This is a genomic window from Cyanobacterium sp. HL-69 (assembly GCA_002813895.1).
Taxonomy (GTDB): Bacteria; Cyanobacteriota; Cyanobacteriia; order Cyanobacteriales; family Cyanobacteriaceae; genus Cyanobacterium.
Genome location: CP024912.1, coordinates 2,326,230 through 2,341,921, shown reverse-complemented (window position 1 = coordinate 2,341,921; position 15,692 = coordinate 2,326,230). Strand labels below are relative to the sequence as shown.

At 38.5% G+C, this 15,692-nt stretch carries 11 protein-coding genes; all 11 read right to left on the bottom strand.

Features of this window, described 5'->3' with window-relative positions:
• Positions 1 to 9: 9 nt before the first annotated feature.
• The 11 genes from AA637_RS10750 to AA637_RS10700 all read right to left on the bottom strand — a co-directional run bounded on the left by AA637_RS10750 (position 10) and on the right by AA637_RS10700 (position 15,658).
• Complete coding sequence (locus tag AA637_RS10750) at positions 10 to 2,949, bottom strand: response regulator (RefSeq protein WP_242411899.1); 2,940 nt, start codon at positions 2,947 to 2,949, stop codon at positions 10 to 12.
• Positions 2,921 to 5,896 (bottom strand): amino acid adenylation domain-containing protein, encoded by a 2,976-nt coding sequence (locus tag AA637_RS10745; RefSeq protein ID WP_446682751.1) that lies wholly within the window; start codon positions 5,894 to 5,896, stop codon positions 2,921 to 2,923. Before AA637_RS10745 ends, AA637_RS10750 begins: the two co-directional genes overlap by 29 nt.
• Positions 5,897 to 5,929: 33 nt before the next feature.
• A complete protein-coding gene (locus tag AA637_RS10740; protein ID WP_446682750.1) occupies positions 5,930 to 6,361 on the bottom strand; it encodes an ATP-binding protein in 432 nt (143 codons plus the stop codon).
• Positions 6,362 to 6,675: 314 nt separating this feature from the next.
• Positions 6,676 to 6,993 carry an anti-sigma factor antagonist gene (locus tag AA637_RS10735; protein ID WP_069789861.1) on the bottom strand — a complete coding sequence of 106 codons (318 nt, stop codon included), beginning with the start codon at positions 6,991 to 6,993 and terminating at the stop codon, positions 6,676 to 6,678.
• Between the two features lie 67 nt (positions 6,994 to 7,060).
• Positions 7,061 to 9,181, bottom strand: coding sequence for a glycogen debranching protein GlgX (gene glgX / locus AA637_RS10730; protein WP_446682749.1), 2,121 nt, complete (start codon positions 9,179 to 9,181; stop codon positions 7,061 to 7,063).
• A gap of 50 nt (positions 9,182 to 9,231) precedes the next feature.
• Positions 9,232 to 9,567 (bottom strand): STAS domain-containing protein, encoded by a 336-nt coding sequence (locus AA637_RS10725; RefSeq protein WP_446682748.1) that lies wholly within the window; start codon positions 9,565 to 9,567, stop codon positions 9,232 to 9,234.
• 86 nt (positions 9,568 to 9,653) lie between these two features.
• Positions 9,654 to 11,474, bottom strand: coding sequence for an AGE family epimerase/isomerase (locus AA637_RS10720; protein ID WP_446682747.1), 1,821 nt, complete (start codon positions 11,472 to 11,474; stop codon positions 9,654 to 9,656).
• 91 nt (positions 11,475 to 11,565) lie between these two features.
• Positions 11,566 to 12,159 (bottom strand): DJ-1/PfpI family protein, encoded by a 594-nt coding sequence (locus AA637_RS10715; protein WP_446682746.1) that lies wholly within the window; start codon positions 12,157 to 12,159, stop codon positions 11,566 to 11,568.
• A 131-nt stretch (positions 12,160 to 12,290) separates the two neighbouring features.
• Complete coding sequence (locus AA637_RS10710) at positions 12,291 to 12,737, bottom strand: VOC family protein (protein WP_446682745.1); 447 nt, start codon at positions 12,735 to 12,737, stop codon at positions 12,291 to 12,293.
• A gap of 60 nt (positions 12,738 to 12,797) precedes the next feature.
• Positions 12,798 to 15,011, bottom strand: coding sequence for a nuclear transport factor 2 family protein (locus AA637_RS10705; protein ID WP_446682744.1), 2,214 nt, complete (start codon positions 15,009 to 15,011; stop codon positions 12,798 to 12,800).
• Between the two features lie 71 nt (positions 15,012 to 15,082).
• Entirely contained in the window at positions 15,083 to 15,658 is a 576-nt protein-coding gene (locus AA637_RS10700) for a hypothetical protein (RefSeq protein WP_446682743.1), read from the bottom strand.
• Positions 15,659 to 15,692: the final 34 nt, after the last annotated feature.

Sequence of the window (15,692 nt, the reverse complement as noted above, 5' to 3'; positions counted from 1 at the left end):
TTTGAGATGTTAATTAGTAGTGACATGACTGATCAAACGACGCATTTCCTTAAGTAAAACTTGGCGGTCATAATCACCTTTTTGAATAATATCTTGTACGTGAGAATTAAGCTTTTGGCGATCTTCATCATCAAGATCTTTTGCCGTAACAATTATAACAGGTATATCATTCCACGCTGGATTTTCACGTAAAATATTAATAAATTGAAATCCATCGATTTTTGGCATCATCAAGTCTAATAAGATTAACTTTGGAATTTGTGATTTTATTTTTTTTATACCATCTTCACCATCTTCAGCTTCTATGACTTGCCAATCTTCTTTCTCTAGTAAACGACGCATCATTCTTCTTGTGCCTTCATCGTCGTCCACAACCATAACTATATTTTCGGAGGAAGACTGATATTTATTGAGAATATTTTTAAGTTTGACCTGATTCAAAGGTTTAGTAATATAGTCTGTCGCTCCCAAGGTATAACCTATGCTGCGATCGCTAACAATTGTAGCCATAATCACGGGTATATGAGTCAACTCAGGATCAGCTTTTAATTCTGTTAAAACAGACCAGCCATCCATTTTAGGCATAATCACATCTAAAATAATCACATCAGGCATCAATTCTCTAGCTAACTCTAAGCCCCGTTCAGGATCTATAGTTGCAGTAATGGTAAAGTTTTCATTCTTGAGATAACCCTGAATCACATCGTGGGTAGTAACATCATCATCAATAATTAAGATATGTTTATAATGTTCGTTCCCCTCTACAGATTGATTAATAATTTCCTCCACATTTACCTCAGACTTTTTAATATCTTGAACCACTGCAGGTAAGTGAATAGTAAAAGTCGTTCCTACTCCTTCTTCACTGTCCAAATCAATATATCCTCCCATCATTTCACAGAATTTTTTAGTAATAGTTAATCCTAAACCCGTGCCACCATATTTTCTCGTCGTAGAAGCATCAGCCTGAGAAAAGGCGTCAAATAATTTAGCTTGTTGCTTAGGGGTCATACCAATACCAGTATCCTTAACTTCAAAGAAAATCCAATCTTGCCCCTCTATTTGATACTTATTAATGGTCATGGTTATTACTCCATGGTCAGTAAACTTACTGGCATTACTCAATAAATTGAACATATTTTGACGAATTTTAGTCACATCACCCACCATAGAACCCAAATCATCAGGATAATTGACTTCAAGGGTATTATTATTTTTTTCAATCAAAGGCTGAATCGTCAACATAATATCCGCAATAACAGAAGATACTTTAAACTCTTCAAGATAAAGCTCCATCTTTCCTGCCTCAATCTTGGAAATATCTAAAATATCATTGATTAAGCCCAACAAATGTTTTCCTGCTCCCTGAATCTTCTTTAAATCCTCCACAAAATCATCTTCTTCCATCTCTTCTGCTTCCTCTTGCAAAAGTTCTCCATAACCAATAATGGCATTGAGAGGGGTACGTAGCTCATGGCTCATATTTGCCAGAAAAGAGCTTTTTGCCTGATTGGCTTCCTCTGCTAACTCCTTCGCCTCTTCTAGTTCTTGGGTACGCTCTTTGACCCTAATTTCTAACTCTTCGTTGGTTTTTGCTAAAGAATCAAAAGAGTCTCTTAATTTTTCAGCCATCTGATTGAATAAATAACCCAAATGACCTAATTCATCACGACGGTTAATACTCATTTGATACTTTAAATTTCCTTGGGCGACAGTTTCTGTCGCATACATTAAATCATTAATCGGTTTTTCAATATCATTCCGAATTAAAGAAGAAATGATCAAAATGATTACTGTCAGAGATAATATACCAACCAAAATTAAAGTTCTAGTGACAATAAAGACTTGATTACCAACCCAAGATTCTGGTACGACCGTTACCCAGTACCAATCAGGACCTTCTATTTGGCTAACAATATAATATTCCTTGTTAGTTTGATTATGGATTTTAACAGTGCCATTAATTTTTTGATCAGGATCAATTTCATCCATTAATTTCAGGAAAAAATCTAAATCATAGGTATTACCAATACTATCTAATTCCGCTTCAGTAACATTATCTCGACTTTCCGCTTCTTGAATCCTTTCTAGTAGTTGAGGATGAACAATTAATCTTGCTTTTTGGTCAAAAATAACATTATAAGTACCTTCTATAGCATCATTAATGGTTCTTTCTTGTAATTCCCCAATTAAAATATCATGACCGATATTACCAACTTGTTCACCTTGAGCGTTATCGATAGGAGTAACACTGGAAACCATCCAGTCAGCTTGAGTTGCATCATAATAAATTCTTGTCCAAGCAGTTTCTCTTTCGGGGTTATTTTCTGGAGTACTAATTTGAAAAGATTCGTCGGTGGTGATAATTTTTTCAGCTTCTGCCTCCTCAGTCCACGGATAATTAGGCATATAAATAACAATGCCATTTTCGGGAATGTGAATATAAGTATTTACAAAAGTTTTTTGCCATGCTAAACCATACGATCGCACATTATCAAAAAATTTAACAACTCTATCTCTCATTTCCTCATCAATATCAACATTGGTACCCAAAAACACTCCAGGGGTATCTAATGTATTTAGAGGAAGAACATTTCTGATGGTACCGTCTTCTCTTCTTTCGACTATTTCATCGAAAAGTTGGAGATTATCAGGGTTAATTGTGTTGATCTCTTGAATCAGTCTATCTTTTAATATTTGATTATTTTTTTCTGCTTCAATAAAAATTTGACTTTCTCTTTGAACTACAATGTCCGTATTTCTGGTCACATAGCCAAGGATACTATCCCTAATTAGATGACGAAGATAAAAATATCCTATCCCATTAAAAATAAGTGTGATAGCTCCCACGCCAATGATTGTTTTAGTCATGGTAATTTGACCAAGGGAGCGATTAAACCTTTTCATAGCCGTACATTTTTTAGGAGTTTCTTCTTTTTTGAATTTCATCGATTTGAGTTAAAGAATGGGATATACAGTGATTGAAATAAATATCTAAAAGTTTTTCATCTACTGGGGGACAAGGTACTTGTAAGTATATTTCTTGTAAAGTTTGATTATCTTCAAATTCAAAAGAACCGAGGGATCTTTGTAAAAAATTCTCAAAATGAAGCAAACTAACAAAGGGAGTCAAAGAGTTATTTATTCCCGTTTTAACCATCTTTTCCAAAGTATCAACCCATTCTTGATGATCAACAATGGAAAATTGGTAGTTTTTCTTTTTTAACCACTGCAAAATATCGGAGAAATAGGCTGGTTTCGGATTAACAATATTAAATGTTTGATTAAAAAATGATGATTCTTTAGATAGGTGTACTATCATTCGACTCACATAATCAACAGGAACTAAATTAACGATCGCATTTATTCGGGGGAATAAATTTAATTGTAAACAACCTTGGAACATTCGGGGTATAAATTCTGTAACAATGTTAGGATCCGACTCACGATGATTAATGATATTACTAGGACGAAAGACTGTTACTGGCAATCCTCTTTTTTGGGCTTGTTGCAATAATTCTTCGGCTACATATTTCGTTTGAGCATATCCCCCACACAGATCATCCCCGTCTGGCTGTTGATTGAAGGATATTTTCCTGATGTCGTGGGAAGAAAAAACATCGGTGGTAGAGATATAAAAAATAGGTTTTGGGTGATATTGACAAGCTAATTTAATAATTTCTTTGGTACTCTCGATGTTTGCACCTCTCATGGAGGAATATGGATAAACAATATTTACCCAAGCACCGCAATGATAAATTAGGTCAAGGTTTTGACCAAGAAACTTTACTTGTTGGTCAGTTAAACCCAAAGATGTTTTGGCCAAGTCACCCACTAGGGGGATAATTCTGGATTGCCAAGAAGGTTGCCAAAGATCGTTTTTTTCTAGTTTGGCTTGAATTCTTTGTAAGGCTTGTTCTTGGTCTTTTGCCCTAACCAGACAATAAATTTGATAATTGGTATTGTTCAGTAAGTCTGCTAATAAGTAAGAACCTAGTAAGCCTGTGGCTCCAGTGAGAAGGGCGCTATGGTAGGTTTTGGAATAGTTAAAGGGAGTTTGGGGATAAATATCGTCTGGAAGGATTGTATCTATTTCTAGGGTTTGATGTCTTTGTTCTGTTAAGGATAAGTCGTTTTTCTGTTCGATGTTTTTGCTCAAGCAGGAAATGGTTGAGCTTTCTAGGAATACTCCTAAAGAGATATTAGTATTAAATTCAGTGTTTATATCGTGGATAAGGGCGATCGCACTGAGAGAACTACCTCCTAAATCAAAAAAATCATCCTCAATGCCGATAGAGTCAATTTTTAAAACAGATTGCCACATCTGTACTAATTTCTCTTCGATACCATTGCGAGGAGCCGCATAAGTAGAATGTTGAGAATTATCCCAAAGTAAGTGACGCTCTGGGGTGGGTAATGCACGACGATTTATTTTACCGTTGAGAGTTTCGGGTAGTTTTTCTAGCACCATAAATCCTCCTGGCACCTCATGGGGAGGAAGTTTTTGAGTTAAATATTCACGAATATCTGTCAAAGTTTCTTTGCGATTGCTGGTTTCTTTTAAAGTCAGGTAAGCAATTAATCTTTGGTCATCATCGGTAAAATGATGTAGTGTTACCGCTGATCTTTCTACAAGGGGATACTTGGTCAATACAGCTTCAATTTCTCCCAATTCAACCCTAAAACCCCTAAATTTAACTAGCTGATCCTGTCGTCCGATAAATTTCAACTGTCCATCATGTAAATAAACTGCTAAGTCCCCTGTTTTATACATTTTTGATGTACTATCTTCCTCAAAGGGATTGCTTAAATATCTCTCGGCCGTCAAATCGGGGCGATGACGGTATCCGCGAGTAATTCCTGCCCCTGCTAAATAAATCTCGCCAATAATGCCTTTTTCTACGGGTTGTAAGTTGCTATCAAGTAAGTGGGCTTGGGTTTGACTAATAGGTTTTCCAATGGGAGGAACATCATCAAAACCTTTCGGAATGAGGGAGACGGTAGAATATGTCGTATCCTCAGAAGGTCCATAGAGATTATAAACTCTTTCTACATGATCAAATTTATAAACTTCCTGAACAATATTATTAGTAAGGGCTTCCCCTGCTAAGTTAACGGTTTTTACGGAGCCAGGAATACCTTTAATTTTAGTTAAAGAGGCGATCGCACTAGGTACGGTATCAATGAGGGTAACTTTATTTCTATGGGGAGAATCAGGCAGATGAAGAATATTATCCACCAAAATAACGGTACCCCCCACGCTCAAAGGTACAAAGATTTCAAATACGGATAAATCAAAACAAACAGAAGTAGAGGCCAATACCCCTGCTAATTCTTCGGAGCTAAAAAAGGCGATCGCCCATTGGATAAATGCGATCGTATTGCGGTGTTCAATTTCTACTCCTTTGGGGATACCCGTAGAACCTGAAGTATAAATAACATAAGCTAAATTATGCTCCAAAGACCTAGGAGAAGGATTCTCTACAGAAAAAGAGGAAAAATTATCTTCATCCCCATTCACTAAATGAACCCCATCCCCTGAGAATAAATGGGTAAAGGCACTTTCTGTAATAATGGCCGACAACCCAGAATCTTCCACCATAAACCTTAAACGATCTTGAGGATAATAGGGGTCAAGGGGAACATACCCCGCCCCTGCTTTAAAAATAGCCCATAGGGAGATAATTAAACTGGCTTTCCTCTCCAAACATACCCCCACCAACATATCCTCTTGAGAACCAATACCCAAAGTTCTCAAATAATGGGCTAACTGATTAGACTTTATATTTAACTGCTCATAGGTTAACTGCTCATCATGGGTCAAAAGTGCTATTTTCTGGGGGTATTGGCACACAATTTCTTGAAAAAAATCTTGAATCCTTTGATTAACAGCCATTATGAAAAAAGTATTGTTTTTAATAGGTTACACTTAATCCCTGTGATGATACACAGTTAAAGTGTTAATATTTTGTTGAGCAACCCTCTGATAAGAAAAATCATCCACCCCATCAAAGGCAAGAAAAATTCCTAAACCACCTATTTTGCGTTCTTCTATGGGTTTTTGCACTACCTCCATTTCCGCATCTATTTTATTGATGGGATTAAAAGGAATACCATTATCTTTAATGGTAATTATCAAAGAATCTTGAGAAATATTTGATTCTAATGATATATCTTTTTTGTCGTCATGATCATCGGCATAAGCATAATTAGCAATATTGGTCGCTAACTCATCTACCGCTAATCGTAACTTATACATAGATTTTTTGTCTAACCCTGCCATTTTTGCAACTTTCATGACATATTCTGCAATGGGTTTGAGGGAATCTAAGTGAGCGGGAACGGTTAATGTTTCGATCATGACTTTTATAGAAGTAGAGATGGTTTTTTTACTGCAAACTCCGTTACTTTACAAATCTCATTAAATAGGGATAAACAAGAACCTAAAGCCGAAAACCCATTTATATTAAGAGTTGTTCTGTCCAACCCACATTAACTATTGTCAGTAACTGTTAAAACCATAGAGAAAGTAGGATTAAAAATCTTTCTTTCCCCATGGATAATAATAGCAAATCCGGTTGATAAAGTTGATCATCTTCCAGTGTCTAATGAATAAGGGCTGATGGTTCAATAAATTGAACTTTTACTTTAATGTACGGATTTCGTATAAATTAATTATGCAAAGGTTTCCTGAATAATTAAACTGTGATGTAAACCAGTTTTTTCGATGGTTTCGGTGATCATTTCATCGGCACCAACTACATAAACATCAACTCCAGCTCCCATTTTTTGCTTAGAAAAAACTAAGACTCGTAAACCAGCACTGGCCATGAATTCTAAATCATTCATCACAAGCACTAATTTTTTTGGTTCGGAGGCGGCAGCTTCTTCAATTTTGGTTTTAAAATCACTAGCATTGCTACCATCTAATTCTCCCACGAGGGTAATTTTTGCTACATCATTATCAATAGTTAAAGTCAAATCTAAAGCCATGGGTTAAAACTCCTGTAGTTATTATTAAAATTTGGTTAATTTTGGGTCACAGAGGGTGGTTTGTCAATTATTTGCCCACCAGAATCACCGTGGAACGATCGCCCACAAGCATACCGTATTGATCCTGTAATACAGGTTCAGAACCGGGAGTCCAACTATCTTCGGGGGAAGGCATCGCCGTATTAGCAAATACGTGCCATTGAAGTCCTGGAGGAAGTTGGGGAATCTCGAACCAGAGGGCATCCCAATAAACGTTCATGGCAACATAGATGTAATTATCCTCTACGGTGCCACCTTTAGCGTGTTTACCACACAACATAAAGGCGAGGGCTTTGGCATCCTCCGACCAATCGGCGTTCCATGCTTGGGTACCATGCCAAGAAATATCGGCATAGCCACTACCCATATAGTCACGGTTTTGGAAATGCCAAGTATTTCTCAAGACGGGATGGGCTTTACGGAAATTGATACAGTTTTTGGCAAACTGAAAAATATCGTCATTTTTCTTTAGTAAATCCCAATTAACCCAGTTTAACTCGTTGTCGTGACAATAGGTATTATTGTTACCGTATTTGGTGCGTCCCATTTCATCTCCCATCAATATCATGGGTACTCCTTGGGATACCATCAACAGGGCGATCGCATTTTTGATTTGGCGATGACGAAGGGCGTTAATATATTCGTTGTCAGTTTCCCCTTCCCAACCACAGTTCCAACTATCATTATCATTACTACCATCATTATTATTTTCCCCGTTAGCTTCGTTGTGCTTCCCGTTATAGGAAACCATGTCCATAAGGGTAAAACCATCATGGGCAGTGATAAAGTTGATAGAAGTAGCAGGTGCCCTACCAGCCCCCGCATAGAGGTCTGGAGAACCCTGTAACCGTTGAGCCATTTCCCCTACAGTAGTATCACCTTTGATAAACTTACGAATGGTATCTCGATATTTACCGTTCCACTCTCCCCATCTTCCATAGGCAGGGAATGAGCCCACTTGATATAAACCTCCTGCGTCCCAAGCCTCGGCAATCAATTTGCATTTTGCCAGAATGGGGTCAAAGGCAAGGGTTTCAAGGAGGGGAGGATTTGCCAAAGGGGCGCCCCAAGGATCTCTACCTAAAATAGAGGCAAGGTCAAATCTAAACCCGTCAATATGATACTCTGAAGCCCAATAACGGAGACAGTCGAGGACGATACCACGGACGATGGGGTTATTACAGTTAAGGGTATTACCGCAACCGCTAAAATTATAATAGTAGCCTTCAGGGGTGAGCATATAATAGGTTTTGTTATCAATGCCTCGGAAGGAGATAGTCGGGCCCCTTTCGTTGCCTTCAGCAGTGTGGTTAAAGACCACGTCAAGGATTACTTCCATGTCATTTTTATGGAATTCTTTGACTAAGGCTTTGAGTTCGTCCACCTGCATGCCAAATTTACCCGTAGCCGCATATCCTGCCTTGGGAGCAAAAAAGCCTACGGTACTATAACCCCAGTAGTTATAGAGGGTTTCCCCTGTGGTGGGGCTAGGACGACTATTTTCAAATTCATCAAATTCATAGACAGGCATCAGTTCGATGGCATTTACTCCCAATTCTTTGAGGTAGGGAATTTTATCCCGAATTCCAGCAAAAGTGCCTCTATGGCTTTCTTTCAACCCTGAAGATTCATGTTTGGTAAAGCTACGGACGTGCATTTCATAGATAATTTGATCCTCTGGGGCAATTTCTAAGGGGCGATCGTCTTCCCAATCAAAATCATCAAAGGCTATGCGCGCTCGGTGATGGTACATATCATCCCAGTCAGGGGGAGTACCCCACACATCCCGTCCGCCAATAATTTTGGCATAGGGATCTAGTAATACTTTACTTTCATCAAACCATTGACCTTCTTGGAAACTATTGGGTCCATCCATACGGTAGCCATACTCAATGTCTTCATAGTCGAGATCAAAGACAATCATCGAGTAAACATTGCCTATTCTAAACTCATCGGGAAAGGGTATCTCTCCAAAGGGCTTTGGGGCGTGTTTTTCAAATAAAACCAAAGTGCAGGAGGTGGCATGACTAGAGAAAATAGAAAAATTTACTCCCCCCGGTACAAAGGTTGCTCCAAAAGGGGCGGGATTTCCTCTTCTTAGTTTAAATTGCCCATGAGTATGGGTTGGGTGGACATCAATTCTTTGCATTTTTGTTTTTGTTATTAATTTTTGCTATGGGGATAATTTTGAGTAAATCATCAACCTTCTAGTTGTTTTTTGGCATCATCAATGGAATCACTGACAGTGAAAAAGTCGAGGAATCCCGTGACAGACATAGTGTCTTTGATGTCTTCTGATAGTCCTACCAAAATTAATTTTGCTTCTTTGGCGGTAGCCTGTCGGTGGGTAGAAAGTAAAATCCTCAATCCTGCACTGGACATATACTCCACCTCTGTCATGTCAAGGATGATTTTGGCATTTTCGGTAACCAAAGGAACTATGGTTTCTGTGACTTCGGAGGCGACGGAGGAATCAATATCTCCCTTTATAGTGGCTATTTGTAGATTATCTTTTTGGGTAATATTTATTTCCATTATGCTGGGTCTAATAGTTTGTTGGACAAGAAAGATTTTTGATAATAAGAAAAAATGACAGGCAAAATACCTGTCATCAAAATCATTTATGCGGGGGCTATGGTTACTTTTACTTTGACTCGGCTATCAGTTTTGGGTAATTTTACCGTCAAGGCATCGGCATCAAAGTTGTTATAGGGTTCACCATCAATTTCTACTTTGGCAATTTTGATACTACCAGGGGGAAGAATGTCGGGGGATACTCTGAGAATATCATCTTCAAATCCGCCAGGGATAGGTTTAAAGTAGAAGTCCATAGGTTGTTTAACTACCAAAAGATTGGTATAAACGGCGGCGAGGTAGCACAATTCAAAGGAGTGATAACCACTCATGGAGTGACTTCCTTTGCCTCTTTCGTTACCCCCTGCGAGGAAGGGGATACCGTTGGCAAGAACGTTGAAATATACCCCACCGTCTTCTAAATCTAGGAACCACGCATTATAAAAGGCGGAGGATTCACGAGCAAGGCGGTGATAGTCTTGATCATCTAGTACCCCTGCAAGGATGAAGTAGGCGAGGATCATTTGTTCTTGTTGCCACCAAGGTTTGCGATCATGCCATACGTAACGATGGTATTTTTCTCCTTTGGTTACTATTCTTTCTACTACATCATAGCATCCACCCCGCTGGCGATCGCTCCCATGCTCATTCATCAAGTCGGCAATTTTCTTAGCAAGTTCTACATATTCATCTTTTGACTTGAGACTTTGCATCCGCATCAAGTTCCATGCAATTTTGTAGTTATGCCCTACAACTCCTCTATCCTGTTGCCATCCCCAAGTTTTGTCGGGAGTCCAATCTTGATAAAATTTCTCCTGTACAAAGGGGCTATTTTCAAAATCAGGGAAGTATTTTGTGATGGTATCGAAGGTGTCTTCGAGCATATCTGCATACTCTTGTTTACCCGTTGCGAGCCAGAGATTGATAAGATAGGCAGGAGCGTGATCCCCCACGGAGTTCCAGTTTTTCCGTCCCTTATTGCGTCCTAGGGTGTCACTGAGGGGATCTAACATGATGGGGTCTAGGTGGGAAAAGTAACTGCCATGTTCCCCTTTATCAAGGAAAAATTCGTTAAACAGTTTGATAGTTTTTTCCGTGTCATCCATGATGCGGGGATCGCCCGTACAACGGTAGGTTTGGATGGGTCCTGCTAGGGCATAGATTTGCTCATAGGCAGGGATTGCGTCGTAATCATCACCAAATTCTGAGGCGAAAATTTTCTCTTCGCGATCGCCATTAACATCAATACCATGATACCAATAAACAATCCCTTCATCGAGATCCTCAAATTTCATATGTTCCCGCAAATATTCAGTACCCCTTTCGGCTGCTTTGAGGAAGCTATCATTCCCTGTCATCATAAAAGCGGTAGCAAAACCATATACCAAGCGGGAGATAGTATCAGTTTCTTGACGGAAACTGGTTTCTGACTGAATCCCACTAATGGAAAGAGAAGTTCTATAATTACGATAATTAAATTCTCCTTCCCCAAATTGAGCCTTAAGATAAAACTTACCCAAAGCATTGATTTGGTTTACCCACCAATTTTGTTTCTCAAAGACAAAATCATTTTTCTTGCGTCCAGCAAAAACGATTTGTTTAGCATCAAAATACTCACTATCAGGATAAAAAACACCGTAAACAAACAAAAAGCGCCCAACTTCTAACATTGAACGCATATTACCAGTGGCATCAGGATAGGCCTCATCAAAATTTTGAATTAATTTTGCATAAGCCATGGCACTGATTTTCACTTTAAATTCTCTTTCATCGGAGGTTTTGAGGGTGAAAGAGTCATTGGAGGAATCATGGCTAGTAACATAGCCAGCGATTAAATCAGAGAAGGGAAAATTAATGGAAAGGGTCATTTTTTCGTTTTAGTTTCAGGTTGATAATTCTATGTTTAACTTAAAGTAAGGCTATCTCAAAATTAAGTTCATGGGATATTTTTTTGCAAATTTATTGCTTGTCCATTTCTGCTAAAAAAGCGTCTAAAAATTGATCAACAACTCCTGGATGTTTTCCTGTAATTAAGTTGCCATCAATAACTAAATCAGCAGTAACATCTCCTTCATAGACCACATCACCCCCTGCATTTTCCACATCACAAATAATATTATGGGCGCAGGTGACTTTTTTACCTTTTAGTAAATCAGGATCTGCACAAAATAACCAAAGGCTATGGCAAATTGTTCCTAATTTAACCTGATTTTCATTTACAGCTTTTCTTAAAAATTCTACCGCTGGAGCTATATTTTTTTGACCCTTTTTTACGCTTACTTGATAGCGTAATCGATCCATGGCATAAGCTCCGATGCAAATAACACCTTTATAGTCCGAAGGCTTAACATCATTAATTTCTGTGGTGACAGTGGCGTGAAATTCGATAACATCATTTTCAGGGTTAGAGCCAAATTTGAGAGACTCATTACCCCATAAATGAGAAATATATTCTACTTCATAACCATGCTCGGGGAAGAATTCATTAAAACGCTTATATTCAGTTGCGTCGAAATGTTCTTCTATAATTACACCAATTTTTCCTTTAGACATTTTTAGAAAATAGCTCTTTATGTTTACGGTTGAAAAGTATTATTGTTGGAATTCTAGTGAACTCCCATATTTTGAAGGGTAGAATTTAACAATTCTTAATCCTTTCTGAAAATCGTGGGAGTTCATTTATGCTAAAAATCTCCTTCTAGTAGCTCGATAAAAGTACCGTCAGGATCTTTAAAGCAAACAATTTTTACAGTAGTACCGGGCAGTAATTTGGGTTCCGAAATAAATTCAATACCCTGATTTTTTAAGTTTTGATAGTCAGCCTCAATATCAGTGGTTTTTAGACACATCCGAGCGATCCCTGTGTGATATAGATGGGGATATGGTTGTCCTGTGGGAGTAGGATTTTTAAATTCCAAAAGATCTATACGGGTTGCGCTAGGATTATTGCCTAGTCGGAGATGAACTCCTCTGATATCTGCGACTTCCATACCAAAGGCTTCAGCCATCTCTTTACTTTCCATCCCTTCTCCAAAATCGAGAATTACTTGAAACCCTAATTTTTTATAGAAGTCCAAAGCACGCTCAAGGTTGCTACAGTTGATATTAAAGTGAAAAATTCTTTCTATCATATTGAGGGAGTGTGGTTGAGGTGAGATTGGTTCATTTTGTGGTGGATTCTCCTGTTGCTCTCAGGGGTTTTCCTCTGATGACAACATTTGGACTAAGTCACTTATATTTAATCCTTTAAGGTAATTTCTCAGTTGTTGCCAATTAAAATTGTTATTACCGTTATCATGACCGTTATTGTTAGAAATGGGAATATATTGGTTTTCGGGAGTGACAGACCAACGGGGACCGGCGATCGCCCATTTTGGTACAAACCCTTGTCTGACTCTTTCTTGTCCTTGGGGATGTTCGGTAAAAAACTTCTTCATCACATCAGTTGATTTATATCGAGAACCTTCTTTGAGAGTCATGATAGAAGAAGTATCGCTAACGGGAATACTGGCATTACCCACAGGGTTAGCGTCCATAAATATCCTTAGTTCAGCAACTTTTTCCCCTTCAAAGCGGAAAATATCAGCACAGGGTAGAGTCACTAAACTCCCGTCTTTACGCCAATACATAACATCCATTTCCACAATAACTGTGTTTCCCGTTTCCCACATCATTTTAATATCATGATATAGGGCGGAAACTTGGCTAAAGAAATACTTAACGGATTCAAAAATAGCACCCTTATCTAGGCAAGGTTCAAAATTACCAAATTGATACACAGGATTATCCACAAAAAACTCGGTAAATCCTTGGGAGTCAAAAGCCTCTCCTCGGGCAAATAAGGCGGTGACGATTTCTGTTTTACGTCCTGGCATAGTTTCTAATAATCCTGATGGAGGGTTATTGGTGCCACTGTTGAAGGGGGTACGGGTGTCAGTTGCCGACCAACGAGGTCCTGCGATCGCCCACTTAGGCGTATGACCTTGTAAAACTCTTTTTTTGCCGAGAGGATTTTCAATGAAGAATCGCTTCATTATATCTGCTGGTTGATAACGTTGTTGGTTAGCCAAAGTCATCACGGAAGAAGTATCAGAAATAGGAATACTCGAATCTCCCACAGGATTGGCATCCATAAATATCCTCAACTCTGCCAACTTTTCTCCCTCAAAGCGACAAATATCAAAACAAGGTAAAGTAACTTCACTACCATCCTTACGCCAATAAGTCACGTCCATTTCTACAAAAACCGTACTGCCCACTTCCCACATCATTTTGATTTCATGATACAGAGCAGAAACTTGGCTAAAGAAATACTTAACGGATTCAAAAATAGCACCCTTATCTAGGCAAGGCTCAAAATTACCAAACTGATATACTGGTGCATCTGTAAAAAATTCGATAAATCCTTGAGAATCAAAAGCCTCTCCCCGAGAAAATAAAGCCTGAACTAACTCAGTTCTTTTTCCGGGGATAATTTCGCTAGTACTGCCCCCATCCCCATACGCCGATTTTCCATCCCCCATCATCAAACTAATAATATTTTGTTTAACCTGATTAGAAGCACCGATACGGGTAATTAAATCAGCAACAAAAGAACTTCTTTGTCCTGCCAAAGTTATCTTGTCATCATGAACAAAAGTATACGCAGTTCTTTGGGGAAAAGGTTTAAAATCCTTAATATATGGACGAGATTCTTGAGCTAAATTTTGATAGGAGTTCGATTCTAAAAATAAAGCGGCATCTAGCTGATTGGCAAAAGCAATCTCTAAAGCAGCATGATATTGTTGACCGGGTATTTCGCTATGAATTACTTGTCCTGCAGAAGGACGAGAACTATCAATTTCCTCAAATAGATGCAGGCGACATTTAGTAATTTGAGGGCTACTAGAGAAAACTGGAACCAAACGTTCCTTCATAAACCTTCTAAATTCAGCAACCCCTACCCCGTCAGCCTTGCGTATCATCACATGATACTTAAGTATATCTTGCTCTCCATTAGGACAACCATCAGGAATTTTATCCACATAAGTAATGGAATTACCTGGGTTCGTATTATACCCGATCGCCTTACTAAATATATTATGCTCATCATCCATCAAGATACCAGCGGCCTTAAACCAAGTTTCTCTTTGGGTAGGGGAAGTAAAGGTCAATTCTGCAATTCCATCAAACTGTTCTTCGGGAGCGGATGTATTGATGGGATCATCGGGCATATACCAGAAGCCCCCTTCATTATGAGCCACATGAAACTGCCAATACTGATGCTGTCCTGGTAAACGAGCGCACACAGGACCATGAACATCTTTCCAATAATTATCAAATAATTCTACCGATATACCCTTTCTTTTCCAAAGCAGTACATAAAAAGAAACTTTACCTTGTTGATCTCGACTTGAATAATCCATTGATACCATTAATTTTATCCTCAAAATTTACTAGAAACTATTTCTTCTTTATTTTTTAGATTGACCTGAAATTAAGCCGTAGTGATTAACTCAATTAATGACTCAGGGGCAAACACATCTCGATAAAAAGTTAACTGCTCAGTTTTGAGATAACACGCCCCCCGATGACCCCGACGAACCCAAGTTACATTGCCCTTGGCAAGGGTTTCATTAGTTTCTAAATCAATACATTTCCATTCAAAGAAAGTATGTTCTCCCGAGAACATCACAATTGGCCAACACATGGTTACACCTGGCTGAGCAATTAATGCCCACCAGTGTTTCTCCCTCTCTTTTTGCTCATCTAAACCATAATAAGGACCATCTTGACAAAAATAAATTAAATCTTCTCTGTACTCTTCCGTCAGAATGTCTCCCCTTCCTTGTCTAAGAGCCTCACAGTGGGTTGGCCACCAATCTTTATTCTCTTGCTCAATTTGCTCTAAGGTATAATCAGCATCAATTTCAGGTAAGGTACTTTCTTTAAGGCTGACTATTCTTTCAGCTTCAGCGACTAATTTAGCTCCCAATTCAGGGGAAATTAAACCAGGACGAGAGTAATTAGCGGATAGATCCTTATAGTAATTGGTTCTTTTTTTTTGCGGCATCGTTTAATTTTTTACTCCATTTTCAAATCATGAT